Origin of the sequence: Paraburkholderia sp. HC6.4b (assembly GCF_014200875.1) — a bacterium.
In the GTDB taxonomy this organism is placed as follows: domain Bacteria; phylum Pseudomonadota; class Gammaproteobacteria; order Burkholderiales; family Burkholderiaceae; genus Paraburkholderia; species Paraburkholderia tuberum.
The window spans coordinates 347,059-373,536 of record NZ_JACHDC010000003.1 but is presented as its reverse complement, the minus strand read 5'-3'; the positions used below and the strand labels follow the sequence as shown (position 1 = coordinate 373,536).

Genomic DNA, 26,478 nt, shown 5'->3' with positions numbered 1-26,478 from the left:
CTCAGTGATAGTTAGCCGCCGCTCAATGCTCGCGTTCGTCGAGTAGCGCCAGCAGGCCGCGCAGCGCGTGCGCCGCGGCCTGCACGCGGATCTGGTCGCGGTCGCCCTTGAAAATCTTCGTTTCCACCGACGTGTGCAGCCGGTTGCTCCAACTGAACGACACCATGCCGACAGGCTTGGTTTCCGTGCCGCCGCCGGGGCCGGCGACACCGGTGATCGACAGCGACACCTGCGCTCGGCTGTTGCGCAGCGCGCCTTCGGCCATCGCTCGTGCGACCGGCTCGCTGACCGCGCCGTGCTTTTCGATCAGGTCGGCCGGCACACCGATCATTTCGCTTTTCGCCTGGTTCGAATACGTGACGAAGCCGCGTTCGAACCAGCCGCTGCTGCCGGAGATGTCGGTGATCGCGGTCGCGACCATGCCGCCCGTGCAGGACTCGGCGGTCACGAGCATCAGGCGCTCGTCGCGCAGACGGTTGCTCACGCGGATCGCAAGCTGGTGAACGACGGAATCGGTAGGCATGATCTCAGTCAATCCGGAAAACGAAGCCGGCCGGGCGGCGCGGCGAACGGCAGGGGCCGGGCGGCGACCAAAACAGTCGAACGGTACTCGAACGGTGAACAGGCGGCGCTCAAACCGACATCCGCCACAGCGCAATCACCAGCAACGTAAAAAATGCGGCGATCAGGTCATCGAACATGATGCCAAAGCCACCTTTCAGCCGGCGGTCGAAGTAGCCGATCGGCGGCGGCTTCACCATGTCGAAGAAGCGGAAGATCAGGAACGCCCACACCTGGCCGGTGAGCGTGGCAGGCGTGACCATCAGCAGCACGAGCCAGATCGCGACGATTTCGTCCCACACGACCGCCGACGGATCCTCGACGCCGAGCCGCTTCGCGGTAAAGCCGCACAACGCGATGCCGCCGAGAAAGCCGACGCCGATCAGCACGCCCCATTCAATAACTGTCAGATAACGACTCAGCACCGCGAACGAGGCCCACCCGAGCAGCGTGCCGATCGTGCCCGGTGCGACGGGCGACAGCCCGCTGCCGAAGCCGAGCGACAGAAGGTGGACTGGATGCGACAGCATGAAGCGCGCGGTCGCGCGGCGCGGCTGAGCAGGCTTCGGCTCGCGCGGTCCAGGCGCCTCTGGCGGCTCGCCGCCGAGGAAGTCGTCGGCGGGGCCGAGCGGGGGGTCATTCTGCATGAAAGTGATCGAAACCTTGCAAGGTCAGAGTGAGCGGCGCGCCGCTGGCGTTGCGCCACGCGATGGCCGGGCGGTCGGTGGCCGCCTCCAGTGCGCTTATTGTACCGATGCGGGTGACCGGCACGGCGGCCTTCTGCGCGGCGGCCTCGACCGCGGCGCGCGCGGCGGCGGGCGCGGTGAAGCACAGCTCGTAGTCGTCGCCGCCGGCGAGCGTGCAGCGCTGCTGGACGTCGGGCGGCAGGCGGCGTAGCGCGGCCGAGCGCGGCACCGCATCGACGTCGACGCTCGCGCCCACCGACGAGCGTTCGAGGATGTGCCGCAGATCGCCGGCGAGTCCGTCCGACAGGTCGAGCGCCGCGTGTGCGATGCCGCGCAGCGCGAGGCCGAGCGCGATGCGCGGCTCGGGGCGTTCGAGCGCCCGGCGGAACGTCGCGGCGTCATTCGGGGTGGCGGACCATTCGCCGCGCTGCGCGCCGAGGCCGGCGCGCGCGTCGCCGAGAGTGCCGGAGATCCAGATGTCGTCGCCGGGTTGCGCGGCATCGCGGCGCAAGGCTGTTCGTGGCGGCACGCTGCCGAATACCGTAATGCACAGATTGAGCGGCCCGCCCGTCGTATCGCCGCCGATCAGCTCGCAACCGTAGCGCTCGGCGAGCGCGAACAGGCCTTCGCTGAAACCGGAAAGCCAGGCTTCGTCGGCTTTCGGCAGCGAGAAGGCCAGCGTGAACGCCCGCGGCTGCGCGCCCATTGCGGCGAGGTCAGACAGATTGACGGCAAGCGCCTTGTGACCGAGCGCTTCGGGATCGATATCGGCGAAGAAATGACGGCCTTCGACCAGCATGTCCGTCGATATCGCCAGCATTTCGCCGGCAGGCGGCGCCAGCAACGCGCAATCGTCGCCGATGCCGAGCGTGCTGCCTTCGGCATTGGCGGGCCGCACGGCGGCGGCGCGGCGGGCAAAGAAACGATCGATCAGCGAAAACTCGGAAAGCATGATGGCGGACGGTGAGCGGAGAACGATTGTAGAAATGGCGCGGATCAGGCTGATTGAGCGTGATGCCCCGTCGCAAGCGCCGGACCATCCGGACAACGGGCAACGCGCGCTTTCACGCTGTTTCAGTCGCGGCTGTTGTACCCGTATTGAAGGAATTGCGTAGGCAATTGGGGCTACAATGCCGTCGAACGTCTATTCTAATCTGCCCTCCGAAGCCCGCCTTATGTCGAATCCCGTCAATACCAAACTCCGCGAAGCAGCTCTCGATTACCACGAGTTCCCGACTCCCGGCAAAATCGCGATCGCCCCGACCAAGCAGATGATCAACCAGCGCGACCTCGCGCTGGCGTATTCGCCTGGCGTCGCGTTCGCGTGCGAGGAAATCGTCGAGAGCCCGCTGAACGCCGCGCGCTTCACCGCGCGCAGCAACCTCGTTGGCGTCGTCACGAACGGGACCGCGGTGCTGGGCCTCGGCAACATCGGGCCGCTCGCGTCGAAGCCGGTCATGGAAGGCAAGGCCGTCCTGTTCAAGAAGTTCGCCGGCATCGACGTGTTCGATATCGAGATCAACGAGAACGATCCGCACAAGCTGGTCGAGGTGATCGCCGCGCTCGAACCGACCTTCGGCGGCATCAACCTCGAAGACATCAAGGCGCCGGACTGCTTCATCGTCGAGCGCGAATGCCGCAAGCGCATGAAGATTCCGGTCTTCCACGACGACCAGCACGGCACCGCGATCGTCGTCGCGGCGGCGGTCACCAACGGCCTGAAGGTCGTCGGCAAGGACATCAAGGAAGTCAAGCTGGTCGCGTCGGGCGCGGGCGCGGCGGCGCTCGCGTGTCTGGACCTGCTGGTCGACATCGGCCTGTCGCTCGAAAACATCACCGTGACCGACCTCGCGGGCGTCGTGTACAAGGGCCGCACCGAACTGATGGACCCGGACAAGGAGCGTTTCGCGCGTGAAACCGACGCGCGCTCGCTTGCCGAGGTGATCGAAGGCGCGGACGTGTTCCTCGGGTTGTCGGCCGGCGGCGTGCTCAAGCAGGACATGGTCAAGCAGATGGCCGCCAGGCCGCTGATCCTCGCGCTTGCGAACCCGACGCCGGAAATCCTGCCGGAACTCGCGCTCGAAGTGCGTCCGGACGCGGTGCTGTGCACGGGCCGCACCGATTACCCGAACCAGGTCAACAACGTGCTCGTGTTCCCGTTTCTGTTCCGCGGCGCGCTCGACGCCGGCGCGACGACGGTCACGCGCGAAATGGAAATCGCCGCCGTCAACGCGATCGCCGAACTGGCGCGCCAGGAGCAGAGCGACATCGTCGCGACCGCGTACGGCATCCAGGATCTATCGTTCGGACCGGAATACCTGATTCCGAAACCCTTCGATCCGCGTCTGATCGTGAAGGTCGCGCCCGCGGTGGCGAAGGCCGCGATGGAATGCGGCGTCGCCGAGCGTCCAATCGAGGACATGGACGCATACGCGCAGCATCTGCAGCAGTTCGTTTATCACAGCGGCACGACGATGAAGCCGATCTTCCAGCTCGCGCGCAGCGTCGAGCCGGAGAAGAAGCGCATCGTGTTCGCGGAAGGCGAAGAAGAGCGCGTGCTGCGCGCGATGCAGATCATCGTCGACGAAAAGCTCGCAAAGCCGATCCTGATCGGCCGGCCGGCCGTGATCGAGCAGCGGATCGCGCGTTATGGCCTGCGGCTCGTCGCGGGGCAGGACTACACGGTCGTCAACACCGATCATGACGAACGTTACCGCGAGTTCTGGCAGGAATACGCGAAGATGATGTCGCGCAGGGGCATCACCACGCAGATGGCCAAGCTCGAGATGCGCCGCCGCACCACGCTGATTGGCTCGATGATGGTCAAGAAGGGCGAGGCGGACGGCATGATCTGCGGTACGGTCAGCACCACGCACCGCCACCTGCACTTCATCGATCAGGTGATCGGCAAGAAGCCCGGCGCGAAAGTCTATGCGGCGATGAACGCGCTGGTGCTGCCGAATCGGCAGATTTTCCTCGTCGATACGCACGTGAACGTCGATCCGACACCGGCCGAGCTGGCTGAGATCACGATCATGGCAGCCGAGGAAGTGCGCCGTTTCGGCATCGAGCCGAAGGTTGCACTCGTGTCGCACTCGAACTTCGGTTCGAGCAACGCGCCGACGGCGCAGAAGATGCGCGATACGCTCGAGATCCTGCGCGAACGCGCGCCGGGGCTGCAGGTTGACGGCGAAATGCACGGCGACGTCGCGCTCGACGCCAACTTGCGCCGCGAGGTATTGCCCGATTCGACGCTCGAAGGCGACGCGAACCTGCTGGTGCTGCCGAACATCGACGCGGCCAATATCTCGTACAACCTGCTGAAGACGGCGGCCGGCAACAACATTGCGATTGGCCCAATTCTGCTCGGCGCGGCCAAGCCGGTGCACGTGCTGACGCCGTCGGCGACGGTGCGCCGGATCGTCAACATGACGGCGCTGCTGGTCGCGGACGTTAGCGCAACCCGCTAACTGCGCATCGTGATCGGGCCGCGACGGGCCCGGCGCCGGTTTTCCAACCGGCGTACCTGAAAAAAAAGGCGTGCCCGCAATGGGCACGCCCTCAGGGCAAGCTGGGGATCGCCACCCCGAAAAATGGCAATGACACGGCCTTTCGGCTCAGTGGTTTCAGGCTCCAACAACCGCAATCGAGCGCCTCGGCCAGCGGCCGCTTGCACCGCCCGCACTGCATTCGATCACGGTTGAGCTCAGTTTAGCCTGATCGAGCTAAACATTCTGTCAAAAGTCGTCAAAGTCCGCGCCACCGGCTTTTCCGCGGGGTGAGGTGGGGTGCCATCGGCCGTCGAACGTTGATTCCAAAGGCTATTAGCGATACCCTTACGACTTTCATGGTCGTCAAACTCGTGATCTGACAGCGGGGAAACCTGATACATGGCACGCAACTGGTTGCGCATGAAAGGCGTGCTGATCGGTGCCGCCGCACTCTGCGCGTTGTCCAGTTCCGCGCCCGAAGCGCTGGCGCGAGATTACTCGGCGCCAGCTGGGGTGGAAGCGCAGGTGGGCACCATCGCGCTGGCGCAATTGCCGCGCGAGGCGGTCGATACGTTGAACCTCATTGCCGCCGGCGGGCCTTACCCGTATCAGAAGGACGGCATCGTATTCGGCAACTACGAACGGGTGCTGCCCGCCCACCGGCGCGGCTATTACCACGAATACACCGTCCCCACGCCTCACGCGCGTAATCGCGGGGCGCGCCGCATCGTCTGCGGAGGTCCGCTACAGCGGACCGACAATTGTTATTACTCGGACGACCATTACACCAGTTTTAACCATATTGTTGAATGACATTGGGATGAACGGCATGAGCGACAACATCTACGCGCACGATTCCGGAGTCGCGACGGATCTTTTCGCGGCCGGCGACGGCAATTTGTTCCAACGCGTCATGAAGATGCGCGCCGACGAGCAGGGTCGCGACAAACAAAGCGAGGCTGCCACGGTGGTTTCATCGAACGAGGAGCCCATGAGCCTTTTCAGGACGGTGCGGCCGAACATCGTGCAGTCGATCCGCGCGTTCCGCGTGCAGGATCTCGCCGACGAGGCCAAGCTGCTCGGCCAGCACTTTCTGTATGCGTACTGCGCGAACGCCGCCTCGAAGCAGGAAGTGCTCGAGACGATCGCGACTTCGTTCCTGTTTCCCAAGCATTTCGGCAAGAACTACGACGCGCTCTACGACTGCCTGACCGACCTCGTGCACAAGGCCGGCGCACAGCCCGGCTTCGTGATCGTGCTCGAACACCTGCCGATCGCGCAGAAATTCGACAAGGAAGGGCGCGAGACGCTGCTCGACGTGTTCCGTGAAGCGGCCGAATTCTGGGCCGAGCGTAAGGTCGCGTTCCGGGTGTTCTACTCGTTCGCTTGAAGTTCGCCGGATTTTCGCCTGTTCAGGCGTAGCTGCTTGAGTCTGGCAGTGAACGTCGCGGTATAAACGGCAAAGGCCCGCTAATTGGCGGGCCTTTGCTTTTGTCGCGCTGCTTGGGCAAGCACTCGCTCACCAGCCGCCCCAGCGTGCCGCGAGCCCCGCCAACACTGCGATTCCGGCGGTCTCGGTGCGCAGCACACGCGGTCCCAAGCCAATCGCGGTAAAGCCCTGTTCGCCGGCGGCGGCTTCCTCGTCGGCGCAAAGGCCGCCTTCGGGGCCGATCAGCAGCGTCACGCCACCAGGCGGCGGCGCGTCAGGCAGCGCCGCAAAGCCGATGCTCGCGCGCGGCGATAACAGCAGGCGCAGCTCGTCAGGCGCCGGCTCGCGCGACAGCGTATCGAGCCACGCGCCAATCTCGCACACCGGCATCACGTCCGGAACCCGATTACGTCCGCACTGCTCACACGACGCCCGCACCACACCCTGCCAGTGCTGCTGCCGCCGCTGCGCGCGCTCGCCGGTAAGCCGCACGATGCTGCGCGCGGTCGCGAGCGGCACGAAGCCCGAGGCGCCGAGTTCGACCGCCTTCTCGATCAGCCAGTCCATCTTGTCGCCGCCGGCGATGCCTTGGGCGAGCGTCAGCCGATACGGCGGCTCGACCTCGATCGCGCGAAATTCGCCGATTTTCACGCGAGCCGCACGACGCTCGACCTCCACGAGTTCGGCGCCGTATTCGCCGCCCTGGCCGTTGAACAACGTCAGGGAATCGCCTGGCTGCAGACGCAGCACGGCCACGTGGCGCACGACGTCGTCGGGCAGTGCGATCACGTCGTCGGCGTAAAGCGGGATATCAACAAAAAAACGGGGCATCGACGGGAGACTCTTGAATTCAGGACAGGTGGCGGGCGAGTGCCCAGCGATAGCCGTCGATATCCTCGACCTGCGCGAAGCGGTCGCCCCAGAACTGGTCCTGTGGCTCGCTCAGCGACTTCGCGCCGGCCGCGAGCGCGCGAGCATACACGGCGTCGACGTCCTCGACATAGACATAGAACGATTGCGGCGCGATCGTGCCCGCGCTTTTCGGCGTCTTCGCGGTCGAGCCGAACGCGCCTTCAGGCGCGAACATCACGATCAGCTGGCCTTGATAGGTCATCTCGACGTGCATGACGACGCCGTCGTCCTGCACGCTGTCGCGCACGTCGAAACCGAACGCCGCCGAGAAGAATGCCGTCGACGCGCGCGCGTCGCGCACCGTCAGATAGGGGGTGAGCCAGGGCACACCGGCGGGGTGGGGGGCGGTCATGGAGTTCTCCGGATCTCGTGAGGCGGCGAGGCCACGGTTGCGGGTTTCGGTCGGGCGCGGCACGTCGGCATCACACGAACCGATTCGCGCAAGGTGTCCGCGCTTCAAAAGGACGACTTCGTCAACGGGCTCAGTTTATCGCGCGCCGATCGCGCCGCCGAGAATAGCCCCGCGTGCAGGGCTGGTTCGTAATGACGCAGCGAATCGATGCCGCGCGCGGCGAGACGCTCGGTGAGCGTGTCGGCGGTGAGCGCGGCGGGGTCGAGCGTGTCGCTGGCGATCGCCATCAGCCATAGCGAGCCGTAGAGCGGCACGAAGGTGCCTAGCGTGCGTACCTGTGCGAACGCGGCGTGCAGATCGCCGAGCAGCGCGGCGATGCGCGGCGCGTGGTGGTACGGCGAACCGAGATGGAGCGACAGCAACGCATCAGCACGCAGCACGCGCTTCAACTGCGCGTAGAAGGTCGGCGTGTACAGGCCGGCCGCGGGCGAATCGGGTGGCGTCAGGTCGAATACGACGAGGTCGAACTGCGCGGCCGCGACGTTCGTTGCACCCTGCGTCGCGCGGGCCGCCGCCGCGACGTAGTCCGCCGCATCGCAGATCACCAGCTCGACGCGCGGATCGTCGAACGCACCGCCATGCACCTGCGGCAAATGTCCGCGCGTGAGCCGCACGACCTCGGGATCGAGCTCCGCGACGACGATCCGCTCGATGCCCGGATGCCTGAGCAATTGCCTCGCGGCCCCGCCATCGCCGCCGCCGAGCACCAGCGCCGCGCGCGGCGCCGGATGCGCGAGCGCGGCCGGATGCACCATGCATTCGTGGTAGATGAACTCGTCGCCTGCGGACGTCATCGGACGGCCGTCGAGCGTGAACAGCGCGCCGAGCTGCGGCGTGTCCCAGATCTCGATCGCTTGATAACGGGATTCGACACGCTCGACGAGGCGCGCGTGAGGAAAGCCGTAGACGGCGTCGGGACAAGGCTGGAACAATAGCGGGGCGTTCACGGCGGACGGGCTCGATCGGTAGTGCGGGCAAACAGCTGCTCGAATTGTAAATGCCGCCGCCTGGCGGTGTGCGTTGAACCGCACGGCCAGGCGGCTTTCCGGCCGGATAGGGGTTAACCTTCTGCTAGAATGTAACGCTTTCAGCCTTGTCCGCTTGCTCTGCCCGTTTCGCGTCTCCTGGCGCCGCATCGTGCGCCGTAGCGAAGTGACCGCCGAGCTTCCGGGCCTCAAGCGCGCCCCCGCTTTCTGACTCTGTCTCCGGACTCGACATGACGACCCCGTCTCCCGCACCCACCTCCCTGATGGCCAACGCGATCCGCGCGTTGGCCATGGACGCCGTTCAAAAGGCGAACTCCGGTCACCCCGGCATGCCGATGGGCATGGCCGAAATCGGCGTCGCCCTGTGGTCGCGTCATCTGCGCCATAACCCGAAGAACCCGCAATGGGCCGATCGCGACCGCTTCGTGCTGTCGAACGGTCACGGCTCGATGCTGCTGTACTCGCTGCTGCATCTGACCGGCTACGACCTGCCGATGGACGAGCTGAAGAACTTCCGCCAGCTCCATTCGAAGACGCCGGGTCACCCGGAATACGGCATCACGCCAGGCGTCGAGACGACCACCGGCCCGCTCGGCCAGGGTCTCGCGAACGCGGTCGGCATGGCGCTCGCCGAATCGCTGCTCGCCACCGAATTCAACAAGCCCGACGCCAGGATCGTCGATCACCACACGTACGTGTTCGTCGGCGACGGCTGCCTGATGGAAGGCATCTCGCACGAAGCCTGCTCGCTCGCGGGCGTGCTGAAGCTGAACAAGCTGATCGCGTTCTACGACGACAACGGCATTTCGATCGACGGCGAAGTGGTGCACTGGTTCCACGACGACACGCCGAAGCGCTTCGAGGCGTACGGCTGGAACGTGATCCCGAACGTGGTCGGCCATGACGTCGACGCGGTCGACGCGGCGATCAGGCAGGCGAAGCTGTCGGACAAGCCGACGCTGATCTGCTGCAAGACCGTGATCGGTGAAGGCGCGCCGACCAAGGCGGGCTCGCACGATTCGCACGGCGCGCCGCTCGGCGACAAGGAAATCGCGGCGACGCGCGAAGCGATCGGCTGGAAGTGGGAGCCGTTCGTGATTCCGCAGGAAGTCTACACGGCATGGGACGCGAAGGAAGCGGGCGCGCGCTTCGAAGCGGAATGGGACGAGGCGTTCGCTGCCTACGCGGCGAAGTACCCGCAGGAAGCGGCCGAATTCAAGCGCCGCAGCGCGAAGCAACTGCCGGCCGACTGGAAAGATAAGGCGAAAGCGATCATCGCCGGCGCGAACGAGCGCGCTGAGACCGTGGCGACGCGTAAGGCGTCGCAGCAGGCCATCGAAGGTCTGTCGGCCGTGTTGCCCGAACTGCTCGGCGGTTCCGCCGACCTGACCGGCTCGAACCTCACCAACTGGAAGGCCGCCAAGCCGGTGCGCGTGAATGCCGAAGGCCGTGCCGCCGGCAACTACGTGAACTACGGCGTGCGCGAATTCGGCATGAGCGCGGCGATCAACGGCGTCGCGCTGCACGGCGGCTACAAGGCGTTCGGCGGCACGTTCCTGACGTTCTCCGACTACAGCCGCAACGCGCTGCGCGTCGCCGCGCTGATGAAGTCGCCGTCGATCTTCGTGTTCACGCACGACTCGATCGGTCTCGGCGAAGACGGCCCGACCCACCAGTCGATCGAACACGTCGCGAGCCTGCGCCTGATCCCGAATCTGCAAACGTGGCGCCCGGCCGACACGGTCGAAACCGCGGTGGCCTGGACCCATGCGATCGAGCATGAAGGTCCGTCGTGCCTGATCTTCAGTCGCCAGAACCTGCAGTTCAACGAGCGCACCGACGCGCAGATCGCCAACATCGAGAAGGGCGGCTACGTGCTGCGCGACTGGGATGAAGAGATCGTCGCGCGTAAGATCATCCTGATCGCGACGGGCTCGGAAGTCGAACTCGCGATGAAAGCCGTCGAGCCCCTCGCGCGCGAAGGCATCGCCGCCCGCGTCGTGTCGATTCCGTCGACGACCGTGTTCGACAGGCAGGACGCCGAGTACCGCGAACGCGTGCTGCCGCATGGCGTGCGTCGCGTCGCGATCGAAGCGGGCGTGTCGGATTTCTGGCGCAAGTACGTGGGTCTGGAAGGCGGCGTGGTCGGCATCGACACGTTCGGCGAATCGGCCCCGGCAGGCGTGCTGTTCAAGCATTTCGGTTTCACCGTCGAGCACGTGGTGGCGACGGTCAAGGCCGCGCTCGGCTGATGGTTGCGTCGCGTTGCCGTCGTGCCCCTCGTGGCTGCGCGCGGCAACGCACCGAACCGGATGTCCGACCAGGCGAACCTAAACGGATTTTTTAGCCATCAGGAGATAAATCATGACGATTCGCGTCGCAATCAACGGCTACGGCCGGATCGGCCGCAATACCCTGCGCGCCTTCTATGAAAACGGCAAGAAGCACGATATCGAAATCGTTGCCATCAACGATCTGGGCGATGCGAAGACCAACGCCCACCTGACGCAGTACGACACCGCGCACGGCAAGTTCCCGGGCGACGTGTCGGTAGACGGCGACTACCTCGTCGTGAACGGCGACAAGATCCGCGTGCTGGCGAACCGCAACCCGGCCGAACTGCCGTGGGGCGAGCTGGGCGTCGACGTCGTGATGGAGTGCACGGGCTTTTTCACGACCAAGGAAAAGGCGAGCGCGCACATCAAGGGCGGCGCGAAGAAGGTCATCATCTCGGCGCCGGGCGGTAAGGACGTCGACGCGACGATTGTCTACGGCGTGAACCACAACGTGCTGAAGGCGTCGGACACGGTCATCTCGAACGCATCGTGCACGACCAACTGCCTCGCGCCGCTGGTCAAGCCGCTGAACGACAAGATCGGCCTCGTGAACGGCCTGATGACGACGATCCACGCGTACACGAACGACCAGGTTCTGACCGACGTGTACCACGAAGACCTGCGCCGCGCGCGTTCGGCCACGCATAGCCAGATCCCGACCAAGACCGGCGCGGCATCGGCGGTCGGCCTCGTGCTGCCCGAACTGAACGGCAAGCTGGACGGCTACGCAATCCGCGTCCCGACGATCAACGTGTCGGTCGTCGACCTGTCGTTCATCGCCGCGCGCGACACGACGGTCGAGGAAGTCAACGCGATCATGAAGGAAGCATCGGAAGGTGCGCTGAAGGGCGTCCTTGGTTACAACGACGCACCGCTCGTGTCGATCGACTACAACCACAACCCGGCTTCGTCGACGTTCGACTCGACGCTGACCAAGGTGTCGGGCCGACTCGTGAAAGTGTCGAGCTGGTACGACAACGAGTGGGGCTTCTCGAACCGCATGCTGGACACGGCTGTGGCGCTCGCGAACGCGAAGTAAGTTTCGGGTTTCACGCTGCATGAAAAAGCCGCTCTCCGGAGCGGTTTTTTTTCGTCTGCGATTTTTGCCGTCTACGGCGTGGGGAAATAGACGCCGGCGCGCTGCGCGGCGTTCGCGATGTGTGTCTCGATCGCCTTGCCCGCGGCGAGCGAATCGCGGGCCTTCAACGCGTCGAGAATCGCGCGATGTTCGGTGTACGTGGACAGCACCCGCTCGCGCCGGTAGAACGGCATGCGCTGGCTTTCCTGCATGATCTCGGCGCTGCTGCGCAGGATTGACTCGATCGCCGCATTGCCCGCGATGCTGACGATGCGCATATGGAACGCGTAGTCGAGCCGAGCTGCTTCGTCGAGTTCCTCGCAGGCGAGCGCGCTTTGCATCGCGGTGATGTTTTCCTCGAGCCACACGAGGTCGTCGTTGGTGACCGCGAGCACCGCCATACGCGCGACGAAGCCTTCGAGCGCGTAGCGCATCTGATACGTGTCGGGCAGCGACGACTGCTCGGCGAAGCGCCACGCCTGCGCGTTTTTCGCCTGCGCGCTTTCCACGTAGACGCCCTTGCCGGGGCGGATCACCAGCAGACCAAGCGCTTCCAGCGTGGAAAGCGCTTCGCGCAGTGACGCGCGGCTGATCGACAGTTCATCGGATAGCTGGCGCTGCGCCGGCAGCAGACTGCCCACCGGATAGACGCCCCCCTCGATACGCTCGCGGATGGTCGCGATGGCCGCGTCGGTGACGGTGTGCGGGACGTTTTTCATGAGGGATCGCTCGGTAGCGTGGTCTGACCGCAATTCTAATACTTGCGCGCGAGAAGGCGCGCCGCGCGCCGTCTGAAAACCCGAAATCCGACCCGAAATCGCCGAAAACACAACGGGTAAACACTGCTCGATGAGTCCTTGACGCGGGTATATCGGCTTTCTACTATTCGCCATAACAGTACTGGTCGGACCAGTCTGAACAGAAGTGACCGAGATAACCATCCGCAGGAGGAAGCCGTGTTGAAATTCTTCAATTCGCTATTTGGCCGGGTCGTGATAGCGCTCGTGGCCGGCATCGTGCTCGGTGCCGTGTTTCCGCATTTCGCGCAGTCCTTGCGGCCGCTTGGCGACGGCTTTCTGAAGCTGATCAAGATGGTGATCGGGCCGATCGTGTTCTGCGTGGTGGTGAGCGGCATGGCGCACGCGGGCGATCTGCGCAAGGTCGGCCGCGTGGGCTTGAAGTCGGTGATCTACTTCGAGGCGATGACGACCATTGCGCTCGTGATCGGCGCGGTGCTCGCTTACGCGACGCGTCCTGGTGCAGGGATGAACGTGAACCTGAACTCGCTCGATGCGGCGTCGCTCGCGACCTATACCGAACACGCGAAGAGCCTGAAGGACACAGCGGGCTTCCTGCTGAAGATCATCCCCGACACGGCGATCAACGCGTTCGCGACCGGCGACATTCTGCAGATCCTCGTGTTCTCGGTGCTGTTCGGCTCGGCGCTGTCGCTGCTCGGCAAGCGCGCGCAGCGCGTGAGCGGCTTGATCGATGAGCTGTCGCAGGTGTTCTTCCGCGTGATGGGCTTCATCATCAAGCTCGCGCCGCTCGGCGTGCTCGGCGCGATCGCGTTCACGACCGGCACCTATGGCGTCGAGTCGCTGAAGCAGCTCGGCATGCTCGTGCTGGTGTTCTACGCGAGCTGCGTGGTGTTCGTCGTGCTCGTGCTCGGCGCGGTGATGCGGCTCGCCGGCTTCAGCATCTTCAAGCTGATCCGCTATCTGCGCGAAGAACTGTCGATCGTGCTCGGCACCGCATCGTCCGACGCCGTGCTGCCGCAGATCATGCGCAAGCTCGAATGGATGGGCGTCAAGGATTCGACGGTCGGTCTCGTGATTCCGACCGGCTACTCGTTCAACCTCGACGGCTTCTCGATCTATCTGACGCTCGCCGTGCTGTTCATCGCGCAGGCGACCAACACGCCGCTGTCTATTCATGACCTGATCGTCGTCGTGCTGGTGTCGCTGGTGACGTCGAAGGGCGCGCACGGCATTCCGGGCTCTGCGATCGTGATTCTCGCGGCGACGCTCTCCGCGATTCCCGCGATTCCTGTGCTCGGTCTCGTGCTGATTCTGCCGGTCGACTGGTTCGTCGGCATCGCCCGGGCGCTCACCAACCTGATCGGCAACTGCGTCGCGACGGTGGTGGTTGCCGTGTGGGAAAACGATATCGACAAGGCGCGCGCGCATCGCGTGCTGAATCGAGACGCGGCGCTGCGCTACGTGCCCGTCGTCGACGACACGCTCGTCGAACCCGGTGCGGCCGAACCCGCGCCGGCGGTCTGACGGCTGCGCGGGGATCTGGTCTGACCAGACGAACCGGCATCGCTTTCCAGATAGCTCCTCGACCTTTTTTCGTAAAGCCGGCGGTTGCCGTGGCGTCGCCGGCTGTTTCTGACCTCTTCGACACCGACCGACATCATGGCCAACCCGATCCTCGACCCGAACGCTCCCGCCTTCACACGCCGCTACATGAACCTCGCCGATCCGCGCCTCGGCGCGAAGGCGCTGTTCGCCAGCGACGAATTCTTCGCGCCGAAAGAGCGCATGCTCGACCCGCAGCCGGCGGTGTTCATCCCCGGCAAATACGACGACCACGGCAAGTGGATGGACGGCTGGGAGACGCGTCGCAAGCGCACGACCGGCCACGACCATTGCGTGATCCGGCTCGCGCGGCCGGGCGTCGTGCATGGGGTCGATCTCGATACGAGCCACTTCACCGGCAATTTCCCGCCGGCGGCGTCGATCGATGCCTGTCATAGCGACGCTGACGTGCCGCCCGAGCACGCCGACTGGCAGCCGCTCGTGCCGGCGACAACGCTACAGGGCAACCAGCATCACTACGTCGAGGTGAAAGACGCGCGCCCGGTCACCCATCTGCGCGTGAATCTGTATCCGGACGGCGGGCTCGCGCGACTGCGCGTGTATGGCCAGCCGCAGCGCGACTGGAGCCGCGTCGAGCGCGGCACGCTGCTCGATCTCGCCGCGATCGAAAACGGCGCGTACCTCGTCGCCGCGAACAACCAGCATTTCGGGCCGGCCTCGCAGATGCTGATGCCGGGCCGTGGCGTGAACATGGGCGACGGCTGGGAAACGCGGCGGCGTCGCGAGCCGGGCAACGACTGGGCGATCGTCGCGCTCGCGCGGCCCGGCGTGATCCGCAAGATCGAAGTGGACACCGCGCACTTCAAGGGCAACTTCCCGGATCGCTGCTCGCTGCAGGCGGCATCGGTGACGGGCGGCACAGACGATTCCCTCGTCACGCAGGCGATGTTCTGGCCGGTGCTGCTCGGCGAACAGAAACTGCAGATGGATCACGTGCACGCGTTCGCGGACGACCTCGCCGCGCTCGGGCCGGTCACGCACGTGCGCTTCAACATCTTCCCGGACGGCGGCGTGTCGCGCCTGCGTCTGTGGGGCGAGATCGCTTAACGCAAGCAACGTCATGGAGCGGCACGCATGAAGATCCTGCAGATGGAACGCCTGACGCGCGCGGCCTTCGCGCCGTTCGGCGACGTGATCGAACTCGACGGCGCGCGTCGTTTTCCGATCAACGGCGGTACCACCGAGCGCTATCACGACCTCGCGCGCGTCGACGTGGTGGAGCAGGGCGGCCGGCCGCTCGTCAGTCTGTTTCGCGCGCAGCCGCGCGCGCTGCCCGTCGAGATCACGATGATGGAGCGGCATCCGCTCGGCAGCCAGGCTTTCATTCCCTTACGCGCGGGCCGATATCTGATGGTGGTCGCGCCGGCCGGCGAGTTCGACGCCGCGCGCATGCGCGCGTTCTGGACCGATGCGTGGCAGGGCGTCAATTACGCGAAAGGGGTCTGGCACCATCCGCTGCTCGCGCTCGATCAGGTCAGCGATTTCATCGTCGTCGATCGCGGCGGCGATGCGCCGAATTGCGACGAATTGCAGTTGGCCGAGCCGTGGCGCCTCGCCTTCGAGCCGAGCGTGGAGCTGGTCGGATAGCGGCGATTGTCGCCGCCTGAATAAAAAAGACCCGGCCGATGCCCATCGGCCGGGTCTTTTTTCTGACTTGCCAGGTCGCGTTCGCAGGCGACCCGCGACGCATCAGTGCTTACGATGCGGGCAATTTTCCTTCGTGCACGCCCCATACAGCGCCAGCGCGTGTTCCTGCAGCTTGAAGCCGCGTGCTTTGGCGATGGACTGCTGACGGCTTTCGATTTCGGGGTCGAAAAATTCCTCGACCAGCCCGCAATCGAGGCACACGAGGTGGTCGTGGTGCGACCCCTCGTTCAGTTCGAACACCGCCTTGCCCGATTCGAAATTGCTGCGCGAGAGCAGGCCGGCCTGCTCGAATTGCGTCAGCACGCGATAGACGGTGGCGAGACCGATATCGAGCTCCTCGTGCAGGAGGTTGCGGTACACGTCTTCGGCGGTCAGGTGACGCACCGGGCTATGCTGGAAAATCTCAAGGATTTTGAGGCGCGGAAGGGTCGCCTTGAGCCCGATGTTCTTGAGATCGGTTGGATTGGTCATGACAAGGGATCCCTAGAGTACAATGCTGGGCTCTCATAGTAATGTGTTTTTGCCGTTCTGGTCATCTTCGATGGAATGAGCGCGGCCCGCAAGCGGGCCCGCACGGTGAGTGAAATGATTTCTAAATCTCAATTGATCTACCGGGGGAGCCGCATGCGGGGTACCTTGATCGCTGTTGCGACTGTCGCGGTTCTTGCCGGATGTTCCACATACGACAGCCTGACCCAGCGCATTGCCCAACGCATTACGCCGTATCGGATTACGGTTGTGCAAGGTAATTTCGTGTCGCAGGAAATGGCCGACCAGATGAAGGTCGGCATGACGCGCGCGCAGGTGCGTCAGTTGCTCGGCACGCCGCTGTTGACCGACATGTTCCACGCGAATCGCTGGGATTACGTGTTCTATTTCAAGCGCGGCTCGACGTCGATCGTGCAGCAGCGTGACTTCGTCGTGTACTTCTCCGGCGACCTCGTGACCCACTGGACGGGCGGCGAGGATCTGCCGACCAATCTCGAATTGCTGGCCGAGATCGACGGCGACCGCCGTGGCCGCAGCCCGAACGCGACGCCGCCGCGCGCGGCGAGCGCGGCCGAGGCCGCCAACGCCGTGGCCGCCAGCGACGCAGCCGCCGCCAGTGCGGCGGCCGCCGCGGCACCGGCTACCGTGGATACGACGCGCTCGCCGTCGGTCGAAGGCGCCCAGCAGGCCGCCACGCCGTCCATGGACGCCAACGCGGAAGCCGCCCAGGCGGCCAATCGCGCAACGAGCGCGGTGCCGACGCCGAGCCGCGCGCCGTCCGTGCGGTCGGCCGTGCCGAGAGCGAACGCCGGCGGGATCCCGACGCAAGGCCCGACGTCCGGCGGTCAGCCGCAGTTCCAGTTCAAGCGTCCGCCGCCGCCCGCTCAGGAGAACGAGAGCAACCCGGTCGGCCCGACGGGCTCGCAAAGCAGCGGCAGCCCGACGCTGAACACTTCGCCGGCGACGCCGGGAACGAGCAACTGATTTGCTCGTCGGTGTTGTGAGGCGGGCTGCGCGCCACATGTGCGGCGCCCGCCAGATGTGTGTTTGTCCGGCACCAGGCGAGGTCGGAAATGCGCCGCTTGGGCCGCATGAATGTGTTGCCGCGGTTGCCGCGGCAGTAGGTCGCCGCAGCGGGCCGTATCGGTCAGTCACCTGAGCGAGCCGTCCCGGTTGGCCGCCCGCATTGGCTCCAGCAGCGAGCCGGGTGACTTTGCTCCCTGCCGCCGCGTGTCCCTATATCGACCGGGCGCATTCCCCGGCACACTGGTCCGGGCATTCGCCGGGCCGCGTTTGCCGGGCTCCATACCGGTTGACTCTTTTCGAATTCATCGTCATGAAAATTGCCATTGCAGGCGCATCGGGCCGGATGGGCCGCATGCTCATCGAAACCGTCCTCAACGATGCCGACGCGACGCTGTCCGGCGCGCTCTGCCGCACGGGCGCTGCGCAGCTTGGCCAGGACGCCGGCGCGTTCCTCGGCAAAGAGACCGACGTGCTGCTGTCCGACGACATCGAGCTTGTGTTCGCCGAATCCGACTACCTGATCGACTTCACGCGTCCCGACGCGACGCTCGCGCATCTCGAAGCCGCGCAGCGCCACGACGTGAAAATGGTGATCGGCACGACCGGCTTCGACAACGCGCAAAAAGCGCAGCTGCGCGCGGCGGCGCAGAAGATCGGCGTCGTGTTCGCGTCGAACATGAGCGTCGGCGTTAACGTCACGCTGAAGCTGCTCGAATACGCGGCGCGGCACTTCTCGACCGGCTACGACATCGAGATCATCGAGGCGCATCATCGTCACAAGGTCGACGCGCCGTCCGGCACCGCGCTGACGATGGGCGAAGTGATCGCCAACGCGCTCGGCCGCAATCTCGACGACTGCGCGATCTACGGCCGCGAAGGCGTGACCGGCGAGCGCGATCCGTCGACGATCGGCTTCTCGGCGATTCGCGGCGGCGATATCGTGGGCGATCATACGGTGCTGTTCGCGGGCATCGGCGAGCGCATCGAGATCACGCACAAATCGGCAAGCCGCCTGGCATATGCACAAGGCGCGCTTCGTGCTGTACGCTTCCTCGAAGGCCACGACAACGGCTTCTTCGACATGCAGGACGTGCTCGGCCTGCGTTGAGCGAAGCCCGTTGCGCAGAGGCGGAGTAGCGCATCCCGAGCGCGCCCTCCCGAAGTCACTTTCCCAAGGCGAGGTCAGATGGCAGGCAGCAGCGGCATCATCCATTACCTGCAAACGAGCGACGCAATCACGCATGGCGTCGCCTATGTGCTGCTGGCCATGTCGATTGCGAGCTGGTGTTTTCTGATCGTCAAGAGCTGGATTCTGACGCGCGCGAAACGCCAGGCCAACCGGGCGATCGCGCGCTTCTGGCAGGCGCCGACGCTCGCCGAAGGCGTCGCCATCCTGCGCCGCACTGATCGTGAGCGCGTGTTCGCGCCGCTCGCCGAAGCGGCGCTGAATGCGGCCGAGGTCGACATTCCGGGCGCGCTGCTCGCGCGCGTCGAGCGCAGCGAACGGGTGCTGCGCGCGCTGCGCCAGGCGCTCAATGCGTCGCAGCGGCGGCTCGAGTTCGGTCAGGTGCTGCTTGCGTCGGTTGGCAGCACCGCGCCGTTCGTCGGTCTGCTCGGCACCGTATGGGGTATCTATCACGCGCTCGGCAGCATCGCGGCGAGCGGGCAGGCGCAGATCGAGAACGTCGCGGGACCGGTGGGCGAAGCGCTGATCATGACCGCGTTCGGTCTGGTGGTGGCGATTCCGGCGGTGCTCGCGTACAACGTGCTGGGCCGGCTCGTGCGGCAGTTGTCCGAGGAGTTGGACGGCTTCGCGCACGATCTGCATGCGTACGTGTGCTCCCCAACCGAGCACGCGCCGACGCCTCCGCGCGCGCAGCAGGCGGCGCGCGAGGCGCACCGCTGACTTGTCACGCGCGGCGGGCTCGGCACATCGCGACCTTCCTCGCACGACACACCGCCCATCGCACGGGCAAGCTCAGACGCAAGGAGGCGACATGGCATTCGGCGGACTCGAGAAGAAGCAGACGGCCGCGCCGATGGCCGAGATCAACATGACGCCGCTGATCGACGTGATGCTGGTGCTGCTGGTGATTTTCATCATCACCGCGCCGCTGTTCTCGCACGCGATCCGGCTCGATCTGCCGAAGGTCGCGGCGGCGCCCGCGCGCCAGACCCCGCAAACCATCTCCCTTTCGATCGACGGCGCCGGCAAGCTCTACTGGAACGGCAAGCCGATCACGCTCGCGCAGATGCGCGCGCAGTTCGCCGAGGCCGGCAAGCGGGCGGACCAGCCGGACCTCCAGTTGCGCGCGGAGCGCTCGACGCGCTACGAAGTGATTGCGCAGGTGATGGGCGCCGCGCAGCAGGCGGGGCTCGAGCGGATCGGCTTCGTGACGGACCCGCCGCCGCCCGCCGCGCGGCACTGAGCGCCACCGGGTGCGCACCGCGTTCACGAATCCGGCATACGCAGTCCCGCACCACGCCGCGCGGCGCACCCGTCCGCGAACGGTATAATCAGCCCTTTCCCCGCCGAAGGGGACACGACGCAACGACATTCTGCAGAGCACCGGGCCGGTGCGAAAGCACCGAACCTGGCGATCCCATCACACCATGCACGAAAAATACGTTCCCTCCGACGTCGAAGCCGCCGCGCAAGGGCAATGGCGCGCCGTCGACGCCTACAAGACGACGGAAACCACCGACAAGCCCAAGTTCTACTGCGTCTCGATGCTGCCGTATCCGTCGGGCAAGCTGCATATGGGGCACGTGCGCAACTACACGATCAACGACGTGATGTACCGCTATCTGCGGATGAACGGCTACAACGTGCTGATGCCGATGGGTTGGGATGCCTTCGGCATGCCGGCGGAGAACGCCGCGATGGCCAACAACGTGCCGCCCGCGCAGTGGACCTACGACAACATCGCTTACATGAAGAAGCAGATGCAGTCGATGGGCCTCGCGATCGACTGGTCGCGCGAAGTCGCGACCTGCAGCCCTGACTACTACAAGTGGAACCAGTGGCTGTTCCTGAAGATGCTCGAAAAGGGCATCGCGTACAAGAAAACCGGCACCGTGAACTGGGACCCGGTCGACCAGACCGTGCTCGCGAACGAGCAGGTGATCGACGGGCGCGGCTGGCGCTCGGGCGCGCTCGTCGAAAAGCGCGAAATCCCGATGTACTACATGCGCATCACGCAGTACGCGGATGAACTGCTGAACGATCTCGAAGGCCTCGGCTGGCCCGAGCGCGTGAAGATCATGCAGCAGAACTGGATCGGCAAGAGCTTCGGCGTGAACTTCGGCTTCCCGTATGAAATCGACGGCGAACAGAAGCTGCTGCGCGTGTTCACGACGCGCGCCGACACGATCATGGGCGTCACGTTCTGCGCGATCGCCGCCGAGCATCCGCTCGCCACGCGTCTCGCGCAAGACAAGCCGGAACTGCAGCCGTTCATCGACGAATGCAAGCGCGGTGGCGTCGCCGAAGCCGACGTCGCGACGATGGAAAAGAAAGGCATGGCCACCGGCTTCTACGTCACGCATCCGCTGACGCAGGCGAAGGTCGAGGTGTGGATCGGCAACTACGTGCTGATGACTTACGGCGAAGGCGCGGTGATGGGCGTGCCGGCGCACGACGAGCGCGACTTCGCGTTCGTGAAGAAATACGGTCTGCCGATAAAGCAGGTCGTCGCGGTCGAGGGCAAGGAATTCTCGACCGAAGCGTGGGCGGAGTGGTACGGCGAGAAGACCGGCACGCTGGTGAACAGCGGCAAGTACGACGGCCTCGCCTACGACGAAGCCGTAGACCGCATCGCCGCCGATCTCAAGGAACTGGGCCTCGGCGACAAGCAGATCACGTGGCGTCTGCGTGACTGGGGCGTGTCGCGCCAGCGTTACTGGGGCACGCCGATCCCGATCATCCACTGCCCGAAGTGCGGCGACGTGCCGGTGCCGGAAAAAGACCTGCCGGTCGTGCTGCCGGAAGACCTGGTGCCGGACGGCACGGGCAATCCGCTCGCGAAGTCCGAAGCGTTCCTGAACTGCACGTGCCCGAGCTGCGGCGGCGCGGCAAAGCGCGAAACCGACACGATGGACACCTTCGTCGATTCGTCGTGGTACTTCTACCGCTACGCGTCGCCGGATGCGAAGACGATGGTCGACGAGCGCACCGACTACTGGGCGCCGATGGATCAATACATCGGCGGTATCGAACACGCGATCCTGCACCTGCTGTACTCGCGTTTCTGGGCGAAGGTGATGCGCGACCTCGGTCTCGTGAAGTTCGGCGAACCGGCGAAGAACCTGCTCACGCAGGGTATGGTGCTCAACGAAACCTATTACCGCGAAAACGAAGCGGGCAAGAAGACCTGGTACAACCCGGCGGAAGTGACCGTGTCGTTCGACGACAAGGGCCGCCCGGTCGGCGCGGTGCTGAACGCTGACGGCCAGCCGGTCGTGCTCGGCGGCGTCGAGAAGATGTCGAAGTCGAAGAACAACGGCGTCGACCCGCAGATGCTGATCGATCAGCACGGCGCGGACACCGCGCGTCTGTTCGTGATGTTCGCGGCTCCGCCCGAGCAGCAGCTCGAGTGGTCGGGTTCGGGCGTCGAAGGCGCGAGCCGCTTCCTGCGTCGCGTGTGGAACTTCGGCTATTCGAACGAAGCCGCGCTGCGCGCGGGCGGCCAGTTGGACGCCGCACGATTCAACGACACCGACAAGGCGCTGCGTCGTGAGATCTATAGCGTGCTGAAGCAGGCCGATTTCGACTATCAGCGTCTTCAGTACAACACGGTGGTATCGGCCGCGATGAAGATGCTCAACGCGCTCGACGGCGCGAAGGGCGCGCAGACCGCCGTGCTGCGTGAAACCTACGGTGTGATGCTGCGCGTGCTGTACCCGGTCGTGCCGCACCTGACGTTCCAGCTATGGCAGGAGCTCGGCTATGCCGACGAATTCGGCCCACTGCTCGACGCGCCGTGGCCGAAGGTCGACGAGAAGGCGCTCGAACAGGCCGAGATCGAACTCGTGCTGCAGGTGAACGGTAAGGTGCGCGGCGCGATCACGGTCGCGAAGGACGCGTCTCGCGAAGCGATCGAGCAGCTCTCGGCCGAGCACGCAATGGTCGTGAAGTTCAGCGAAGGCAAGGCGCCTAAGAAGATCATCGTGGTGCCGGGCCGTCTCGTGAACGTGGTCGTTTGACGTTCCAGGCCCTCATCCGGCAGACGGAGCGCCGCCCGCCCGGCGGCGTTCCTCGGCACCGCGAATCCACTGCGAACCGGGAGCGAATGTGACTCGCAGATCGTTTTTGACGCTCGCTTGCAGCGTAATGATGTTGTCGGCCTGCGGCTTCCAGTTGCGCGGCCAGCAGGACTTCGCGTTCAAGCGCCTCTATGTGGCGGGCGGCTCGCCCGCGGCCATGGCGCGCTTCACGCGCATCGTGCAGGGCGGCAGCGACACCGTGGTGGTCAGCTCGCCCGCCAATGCCGATGCGCTCCTGCAGATCACGCAGAACCGCAACGTCAGCACGCTGACGCTGAATTCGCTGGGCGTCGTCGCCGAGTATCAGTTGAATCTGCAGATGACCTACACGCTGACCGGCAAGGACGGCACCGTGTTGATTCCGGGCAGCGTGATCGCGCTGAACCGCGCGATGACCTATAGCGACCAGTTCTCGCAGGCGAAGGCCGCCGAGTCCGACATCCTGTTCGCCGACATGGAAAACGACGCGGTCGATCAGCTCGTCCGCCGTCTCGGCGTGGTGCGCTCGCTGCATCCGACGCCGGCCGAGGCCGTGCCGGCCATTGTGCCGCGCGCACCGCTGCCGCCGCCGCCGCTGTGAGCATCGCGCCGTTCGTGATTCGTCGAATCTCATTCATCCCGTCAACCGCCAGCCATGCAACTGCGACCTGACGCGCTCGAAGCGCATCTCGCCCGCGGCCTCGCCGGACTGTACGTCGTATACGGCGACGAGCATCTGCTCGCGCAGGAAGCGTGCGATCGCATCCGCGCGGCGGCGCGCGCGGCCGGCTTCACCGACCGCTCGGTGTTCACGGTCGAGCGCGGTTTCGACTGGAGCTCGCTGCTCGGCGCGAGCCAGTCGATGTCGCTGTTCGGCGACCGTCAGCTGGTCGAGTTGCGCATTCCGTCGGGCAAACCCGGTAAGGAAGGCGCCGATGCGCTGAAGGCGCTCGCATCCACCGTCAACGACGACGTGCTGACGATGATTACGCTGCCGCGCCTCGATGCGGCCACGCAAAAGTCGGCATGGTTCACCGCGCTCGCCGACGCCGGCGTCGCGCTGAAGATCGATCCGGTCGAGCGCGCGCAGCTGCCGAACTGGGTCGGGCAGCGGCTCGCGGCCCAGGGTCAGCGCGTCGCAGCCGGCGAGGAGGGGCGGCGTGCGCTCGCGTTCATCTCCGAGCGCGTCGAGGGCAATCTGCTCGCCGCGCATCAGGAAATCCAGAAGCTCGGGCTGCTGTATCCGAACGGCTCGCTGAGCTTCGATCAGGTTCAGGACGCGGTGCTCAACGTCGCGCGCTACGACGTGTTCAAGCTCAACGAGGCGATGCTCGCGGGCGACGTCGGCCGTCTCGCGCGCATGCTCGACGGGCTGCGCGGTGAAGGCGAGGCCGCGGTGCTCGTGCTGTGGGCGGTCGTCGAAGAAGTGCGCACGCTGCTGCGGATCAAGCGCGGCGTCGCGGCCGGCAAGCCGCTCGCGATGCTCACGCGCGAGAACCGCGTGTGGGGTCCGCGCGAACGGCTGATCGGACCTGCGCTGTCGCGCGTCAGCGAAGCGGCGCTCGAGAAGGCACTCGCGCTGGCGGCGCGGCTCGACCGGCAGGTGAAGGGGCTGTCGGGCGGCACGCCGGGCAATCATCGCAACGATCCGCCGCCCGATCCGTGGGACGGCCTGTTCGAACTCGCGATGACGGTGGCGGCGCCAAAACCGTCGGCAGCTTCGCCAGTGCCGCCGCCGCGACCTCGGGTGCCAACGGCGGCGCCAGCGCGGCGGCCAGTCTGAAGCGGCACAGCTGATTCGCGCGAGCGTCGAAGCAGTGGCTGATGCGAGCCATCGTGTACCAACTGCCAGTCGTTCCACACAGACAGACCAGCGTGTTTCGCGTGCCACGCGCCGAACGAAACGCATCGGCGAACCTGTGACAGCACAGTGCACCCGCCGCTCGCGTGCGAGCAAAGCCCCGGTACCCGACTTACAATCGTTTGATCTTTCGCTAATCCTGCCCGACCACCGCATGCCAACGTGCGGGGCATCACGAGAATGACCATGGATATCGACCAGTACATGACCGACCTCGGCCAACGCGCCCGTCAGGCTTCGCGCGCGATGGCGCGGGCGTCGACCGCCGCGAAGAATGCGGCGCTTGCGGCCGTTGCCGAGGCGATCGAGCGCGATGCCGATCTGCTGAAGGCCGCCAATGCGCGCGACCTCGAACGCGCCCGCGGCAAGGGCCACGATGCCGCGTTCATCGACCGGTTGACGCTGTCCGACAAGGCGCTGAAAACGATGGTCGAAGGCCTGCGCCAGGTCGCGGCGCTGGCCGACCCGATCGGCGAGATCAGCAATCTGAAGTACCGGCCGAGCGGCATCCAGGTCGGCCAGATGCGTGTGCCGCTCGGGGTGATCGGCATCATCTACGAATCGCGCCCGAACGTGACGATCGACGCGGCCGCGCTGTGCCTGAAGTCCGGCAACGCGACCATTTTGCGCGGCGGCTCCGAAGCGCTCGAATGCAATACCGCGCTCGCGAAGCTGATCGGCGAGGGCCTCGAAGCGGCCGGTCTGCCGCAGGACGCGGTGCAGGTGGTCGCGACGTCGGACCGCGCGGCGGTCGGCAAGCTCATCACGATGACCGAGTACGTCGATGTGATCGTGCCGCGCGGCGGCAAGAGCCTGATCGAGCGTTTGATGAACGAAGCGCGCGTGCCGATGATCAAGCACCTCGACGGCATCTGCCACGTTTATGTCGACGATCGCGCGGACCTGGCGAAGGCGCTCAACGTCTGCGACAACGCGAAGACGCACCGCTACGGCACCTGCAACACGATGGAGACGCTGCTGGTCGCGCGTGGCATTGCGGCCGAAGTGCTACCGCCGCTGGGCAAGCTGTATCGCGGCAAGGACGTCGAGCTGCGCGTCGATGCGGCGGCGCGCGCGGTGCTGGCCGATGCGGGCGTCGGTCCGCTCGTCGATGCGAGCGAGGAAGACTGGCGCACCGAATATCTCGCGCCGGTGCTCGCGATCAAGGTGGTCGACGGCATCGACGCGGCGATCGAGCACATCAACACGTATAGCTCGCAGCACACCGACGCGATCGTCACCGAAGACCACGACCGCGCGATGCGCTTCCTGCGCGAAGTCGATTCGGCGAGCGTGATGGTCAACGCGTCGACGCGTTTCGCGGACGGCTTCGAGTTCGGCCTCGGCGCCGAGATCGGCATTTCGAACGACAAGCTGCACGCGCGCGGCCCGGTCGGCCTCGAAGGGCTGACGTCGCTGAAATACGTCGTGCTGGGTCATGGCGAAGGCCGTCAATAAAGCACGAATCGAAGCGCCACAACAACAAGGACCACAAGGACCCCCGCCGATGCTTTGGGTAAAGACGTTTCACATCGTATTGATTGCCTCCTGGTTTGCCGGCCTGTTCTATCTGCCGCGCATCTTCGTCAATCTGGCGATGGAAACGGAACCCGCCGCGACGGCGCGTCTTCTGCTGATGGCGCGCAAGCTGTTCCGCTTCATGAGCTTCATCGCCGTGCCCGCGATCGCGTGCGGCCTGTGGTTGTGGCTCGTGATCGGCATCGGCAGCGGGCAGGGCTGGATTCATGCGAAGGTCGGCGTGGTCGTGCTGCTCGTCATCTATCACGCGTATTGCGGCGTGCTGTTGCGCAGGTTCGAGCGCGGCGAGAATCGCCACTCGGACAAGTGGTATCGGATGTTCAACGAGCTGCCGGTGCTCGGTATGCTCGCGGCGGTCGCGCTGGTAGTGATCAAGCCGTTCTGAGCGGCTGACGGC

The 26,478-nt window shown here is 65.3% G+C and carries 25 protein-coding genes; 17 read left to right on the top strand and 8 right to left on the bottom strand.

Annotated features, from left to right (window positions below; genetic code table 11):
• Nucleotides 1-22: 22 nt before the first annotated feature.
• The 3 genes from HDG34_RS06225 to thiL all read right to left on the bottom strand — a co-directional run bounded on the left by HDG34_RS06225 (nucleotide 23) and on the right by thiL (nucleotide 2,199).
• Nucleotides 23-523 (bottom strand): CinA family protein, encoded by a 501-nt coding sequence (locus tag HDG34_RS06225; RefSeq protein ID WP_184022908.1) that lies wholly within the window; start codon nucleotides 521-523, stop codon nucleotides 23-25.
• Between the two features lie 109 nt (nucleotides 524-632).
• Nucleotides 633-1,208: a phosphatidylglycerophosphatase A gene (locus tag HDG34_RS06220; RefSeq protein ID WP_184058481.1), complete on the bottom strand. Its 576-nt coding sequence runs from the start codon at nucleotides 1,206-1,208 to the stop codon at nucleotides 633-635.
• Nucleotides 1,198-2,199 carry a thiamine-phosphate kinase gene (thiL, locus tag HDG34_RS06215; protein WP_184058479.1) on the bottom strand — a complete coding sequence of 334 codons (1,002 nt, stop codon included), beginning with the start codon at nucleotides 2,197-2,199 and terminating at the stop codon, nucleotides 1,198-1,200. The genes HDG34_RS06220 and thiL overlap by 11 nt, the downstream gene beginning before the upstream one ends.
• Before the next feature lie 178 nt (nucleotides 2,200-2,377).
• On the opposite strand from thiL, the gene HDG34_RS06210 reads away from it, so the two are divergent.
• The 3 genes from HDG34_RS06210 (at nucleotide 2,378) to HDG34_RS06200 (ending at nucleotide 6,128) form a co-directional block, all read left to right on the top strand.
• The gene (locus HDG34_RS06210; RefSeq protein ID WP_184058477.1) at nucleotides 2,378-4,717 is read left to right on the top strand and encodes an NADP-dependent malic enzyme; all 2,340 of its coding nucleotides are present in this window, start codon (nucleotides 2,378-2,380) and stop codon (nucleotides 4,715-4,717) included.
• A 420-nt stretch (nucleotides 4,718-5,137) separates the two neighbouring features.
• Entirely contained in the window at nucleotides 5,138-5,551 is a 414-nt protein-coding gene (locus HDG34_RS06205) for a ribonuclease (protein WP_184058475.1), read from the top strand.
• A gap of 7 nt (nucleotides 5,552-5,558) precedes the next feature.
• Nucleotides 5,559-6,128, top strand: coding sequence for a barstar family protein (locus HDG34_RS06200; protein WP_184058472.1), 570 nt, complete (start codon nucleotides 5,559-5,561; stop codon nucleotides 6,126-6,128).
• A gap of 129 nt (nucleotides 6,129-6,257) precedes the next feature.
• Here the strand turns inward: HDG34_RS06200 and HDG34_RS06195 are convergent, their stop codons facing one another.
• From HDG34_RS06195 to speE, 3 genes are all read right to left on the bottom strand, one after another.
• Complete coding sequence (locus tag HDG34_RS06195; protein WP_184058470.1) at nucleotides 6,258-6,998, bottom strand: 16S rRNA (uracil(1498)-N(3))-methyltransferase; 741 nt, start codon at nucleotides 6,996-6,998, stop codon at nucleotides 6,258-6,260.
• 19 nt (nucleotides 6,999-7,017) lie between these two features.
• Nucleotides 7,018-7,431 carry a glyoxalase/bleomycin resistance/extradiol dioxygenase family protein gene (locus HDG34_RS06190; RefSeq protein ID WP_090801864.1) on the bottom strand — a complete coding sequence of 138 codons (414 nt, stop codon included), beginning with the start codon at nucleotides 7,429-7,431 and terminating at the stop codon, nucleotides 7,018-7,020.
• 104 nt (nucleotides 7,432-7,535) lie between these two features.
• On the bottom strand, nucleotides 7,536-8,438 hold the full coding sequence (speE, locus tag HDG34_RS06185) for a polyamine aminopropyltransferase (protein ID WP_184058468.1): 903 nt from the start codon (nucleotides 8,436-8,438) through the stop codon (nucleotides 7,536-7,538).
• A 269-nt stretch (nucleotides 8,439-8,707) separates the two neighbouring features.
• On the opposite strand from speE, the gene tkt reads away from it, so the two are divergent.
• Together tkt and gap are read left to right on the top strand one after the other, a co-directional pair.
• Nucleotides 8,708-10,729 carry a transketolase gene (tkt, locus tag HDG34_RS06180; RefSeq protein ID WP_184058466.1) on the top strand — a complete coding sequence of 674 codons (2,022 nt, stop codon included), beginning with the start codon at nucleotides 8,708-8,710 and terminating at the stop codon, nucleotides 10,727-10,729.
• Nucleotides 10,730-10,841: 112 nt separating this feature from the next.
• Entirely contained in the window at nucleotides 10,842-11,852 is a 1,011-nt protein-coding gene (gap, locus tag HDG34_RS06175; RefSeq protein ID WP_008923882.1) for a type I glyceraldehyde-3-phosphate dehydrogenase, read from the top strand.
• Nucleotides 11,853-11,923: 71 nt separating this feature from the next.
• Here gap and HDG34_RS06170 read toward each other — a convergent pair whose 3' ends face one another.
• Nucleotides 11,924-12,610, bottom strand: a complete 687-nt coding sequence (locus tag HDG34_RS06170) for a FadR/GntR family transcriptional regulator (RefSeq protein WP_184058464.1) — start codon at nucleotides 12,608-12,610, stop codon at nucleotides 11,924-11,926.
• Nucleotides 12,611-12,847: 237 nt separating this feature from the next.
• On the opposite strand from HDG34_RS06170, the gene HDG34_RS06165 reads away from it, so the two are divergent.
• The 3 genes from HDG34_RS06165 to HDG34_RS06155 all read left to right on the top strand — a co-directional run bounded on the left by HDG34_RS06165 (nucleotide 12,848) and on the right by HDG34_RS06155 (nucleotide 15,862).
• Complete coding sequence (locus HDG34_RS06165; protein WP_090801858.1) at nucleotides 12,848-14,176, top strand: C4-dicarboxylate transporter DctA; 1,329 nt, start codon at nucleotides 12,848-12,850, stop codon at nucleotides 14,174-14,176.
• 135 nt (nucleotides 14,177-14,311) lie between these two features.
• Nucleotides 14,312-15,322 carry an allantoicase gene (gene alc / locus HDG34_RS06160; RefSeq protein WP_090801856.1) on the top strand — a complete coding sequence of 337 codons (1,011 nt, stop codon included), beginning with the start codon at nucleotides 14,312-14,314 and terminating at the stop codon, nucleotides 15,320-15,322.
• Nucleotides 15,323-15,349: 27 nt separating this feature from the next.
• Nucleotides 15,350-15,862 (top strand): ureidoglycolate lyase, encoded by a 513-nt coding sequence (locus HDG34_RS06155; RefSeq protein ID WP_184058462.1) that lies wholly within the window; start codon nucleotides 15,350-15,352, stop codon nucleotides 15,860-15,862.
• Between the two features lie 102 nt (nucleotides 15,863-15,964).
• Here HDG34_RS06155 and fur read toward each other — a convergent pair whose 3' ends face one another.
• Nucleotides 15,965-16,393 (bottom strand): ferric iron uptake transcriptional regulator, encoded by a 429-nt coding sequence (gene fur / locus HDG34_RS06150; RefSeq protein ID WP_013090534.1) that lies wholly within the window; start codon nucleotides 16,391-16,393, stop codon nucleotides 15,965-15,967.
• Nucleotides 16,394-16,546: 153 nt separating this feature from the next.
• On the opposite strand from fur, the gene HDG34_RS06145 reads away from it, so the two are divergent.
• The 9 genes from HDG34_RS06145 (at nucleotide 16,547) to HDG34_RS06105 (ending at nucleotide 26,466) form a co-directional block, all read left to right on the top strand.
• Nucleotides 16,547-17,395, top strand: a complete 849-nt coding sequence (locus HDG34_RS06145; RefSeq protein WP_184058620.1) for an outer membrane protein assembly factor BamE — start codon at nucleotides 16,547-16,549, stop codon at nucleotides 17,393-17,395.
• A 352-nt stretch (nucleotides 17,396-17,747) separates the two neighbouring features.
• Nucleotides 17,748-18,545 carry a 4-hydroxy-tetrahydrodipicolinate reductase gene (dapB, locus tag HDG34_RS06140; protein WP_184058460.1) on the top strand — a complete coding sequence of 266 codons (798 nt, stop codon included), beginning with the start codon at nucleotides 17,748-17,750 and terminating at the stop codon, nucleotides 18,543-18,545.
• 78 nt (nucleotides 18,546-18,623) lie between these two features.
• Complete coding sequence (locus tag HDG34_RS06135; RefSeq protein ID WP_184058458.1) at nucleotides 18,624-19,343, top strand: MotA/TolQ/ExbB proton channel family protein; 720 nt, start codon at nucleotides 18,624-18,626, stop codon at nucleotides 19,341-19,343.
• Between the two features lie 91 nt (nucleotides 19,344-19,434).
• Entirely contained in the window at nucleotides 19,435-19,866 is a 432-nt protein-coding gene (locus tag HDG34_RS06130; protein WP_184058456.1) for a biopolymer transporter ExbD, read from the top strand.
• Nucleotides 19,867-20,050: 184 nt separating this feature from the next.
• Nucleotides 20,051-22,642 carry a leucine--tRNA ligase gene (leuS, locus tag HDG34_RS06125; RefSeq protein ID WP_184058454.1) on the top strand — a complete coding sequence of 864 codons (2,592 nt, stop codon included), beginning with the start codon at nucleotides 20,051-20,053 and terminating at the stop codon, nucleotides 22,640-22,642.
• Nucleotides 22,643-22,730: 88 nt separating this feature from the next.
• On the top strand, nucleotides 22,731-23,282 hold the full coding sequence (gene lptE / locus HDG34_RS06120) for an LPS assembly lipoprotein LptE (RefSeq protein WP_176078962.1): 552 nt from the start codon (nucleotides 22,731-22,733) through the stop codon (nucleotides 23,280-23,282).
• 54 nt (nucleotides 23,283-23,336) lie between these two features.
• Nucleotides 23,337-24,464 carry a DNA polymerase III subunit delta gene (holA, locus tag HDG34_RS06115; protein WP_184058452.1) on the top strand — a complete coding sequence of 376 codons (1,128 nt, stop codon included), beginning with the start codon at nucleotides 23,337-23,339 and terminating at the stop codon, nucleotides 24,462-24,464.
• Nucleotides 24,465-24,728: 264 nt separating this feature from the next.
• Entirely contained in the window at nucleotides 24,729-26,000 is a 1,272-nt protein-coding gene (locus HDG34_RS06110; protein WP_184058450.1) for a glutamate-5-semialdehyde dehydrogenase, read from the top strand.
• 49 nt (nucleotides 26,001-26,049) lie between these two features.
• Complete coding sequence (locus HDG34_RS06105) at nucleotides 26,050-26,466, top strand: CopD family protein (protein ID WP_090801840.1); 417 nt, start codon at nucleotides 26,050-26,052, stop codon at nucleotides 26,464-26,466.
• Nucleotides 26,467-26,478 lie beyond the last annotated feature (12 nt).

Excerpts from the sequence above, each read along its gene's own strand:
- HDG34_RS06225 (WP_184022908.1), bottom strand. The coding sequence starts at position 523 with ATGCCTACCGATTCCGTCGTTCACCAGCTTGCGATCCGCGTGAGCAAC.
- HDG34_RS06220 (WP_184058481.1), bottom strand. The coding sequence starts at position 1,208 with ATGCAGAATGACCCCCCGCTCGGCCCCGCCGACGACTTCCTCGGCGGC.
- thiL (WP_184058479.1), bottom strand. The coding sequence starts at position 2,199 with ATGCTTTCCGAGTTTTCGCTGATCGATCGTTTCTTTGCCCGCCGCGCC.
- HDG34_RS06210 (WP_184058477.1), top strand. The coding sequence starts at position 2,378 with ATGCCGTCGAACGTCTATTCTAATCTGCCCTCCGAAGCCCGCCTTATG.
- HDG34_RS06205 (WP_184058475.1), top strand. The coding sequence starts at position 5,138 with ATGGCACGCAACTGGTTGCGCATGAAAGGCGTGCTGATCGGTGCCGCC.
- HDG34_RS06200 (WP_184058472.1), top strand. The coding sequence starts at position 5,559 with ATGAACGGCATGAGCGACAACATCTACGCGCACGATTCCGGAGTCGCG.
- HDG34_RS06195 (WP_184058470.1), bottom strand. The coding sequence starts at position 6,998 with ATGCCCCGTTTTTTTGTTGATATCCCGCTTTACGCCGACGACGTGATC.
- HDG34_RS06190 (WP_090801864.1), bottom strand. The coding sequence starts at position 7,431 with ATGACCGCCCCCCACCCCGCCGGTGTGCCCTGGCTCACCCCCTATCTG.
- tkt (WP_184058466.1), top strand. The coding sequence starts at position 8,708 with ATGACGACCCCGTCTCCCGCACCCACCTCCCTGATGGCCAACGCGATC.
- gap (WP_008923882.1), top strand. The coding sequence starts at position 10,842 with ATGACGATTCGCGTCGCAATCAACGGCTACGGCCGGATCGGCCGCAAT.
- HDG34_RS06170 (WP_184058464.1), bottom strand. The coding sequence starts at position 12,610 with ATGAAAAACGTCCCGCACACCGTCACCGACGCGGCCATCGCGACCATC.
- alc (WP_090801856.1), top strand. The coding sequence starts at position 14,312 with ATGGCCAACCCGATCCTCGACCCGAACGCTCCCGCCTTCACACGCCGC.
- HDG34_RS06155 (WP_184058462.1), top strand. The coding sequence starts at position 15,350 with ATGAAGATCCTGCAGATGGAACGCCTGACGCGCGCGGCCTTCGCGCCG.
- fur (WP_013090534.1), bottom strand. The coding sequence starts at position 16,393 with ATGACCAATCCAACCGATCTCAAGAACATCGGGCTCAAGGCGACCCTT.
- HDG34_RS06145 (WP_184058620.1), top strand. The coding sequence starts at position 16,547 with ATGCGGGGTACCTTGATCGCTGTTGCGACTGTCGCGGTTCTTGCCGGA.
- dapB (WP_184058460.1), top strand. The coding sequence starts at position 17,748 with ATGAAAATTGCCATTGCAGGCGCATCGGGCCGGATGGGCCGCATGCTC.
- HDG34_RS06135 (WP_184058458.1), top strand. The coding sequence starts at position 18,624 with ATGGCAGGCAGCAGCGGCATCATCCATTACCTGCAAACGAGCGACGCA.
- HDG34_RS06130 (WP_184058456.1), top strand. The coding sequence starts at position 19,435 with ATGGCATTCGGCGGACTCGAGAAGAAGCAGACGGCCGCGCCGATGGCC.
- leuS (WP_184058454.1), top strand. The coding sequence starts at position 20,051 with ATGCACGAAAAATACGTTCCCTCCGACGTCGAAGCCGCCGCGCAAGGG.
- holA (WP_184058452.1), top strand. The coding sequence starts at position 23,337 with ATGCAACTGCGACCTGACGCGCTCGAAGCGCATCTCGCCCGCGGCCTC.
- HDG34_RS06110 (WP_184058450.1), top strand. The coding sequence starts at position 24,729 with ATGGATATCGACCAGTACATGACCGACCTCGGCCAACGCGCCCGTCAG.
- HDG34_RS06105 (WP_090801840.1), top strand. The coding sequence starts at position 26,050 with ATGCTTTGGGTAAAGACGTTTCACATCGTATTGATTGCCTCCTGGTTT.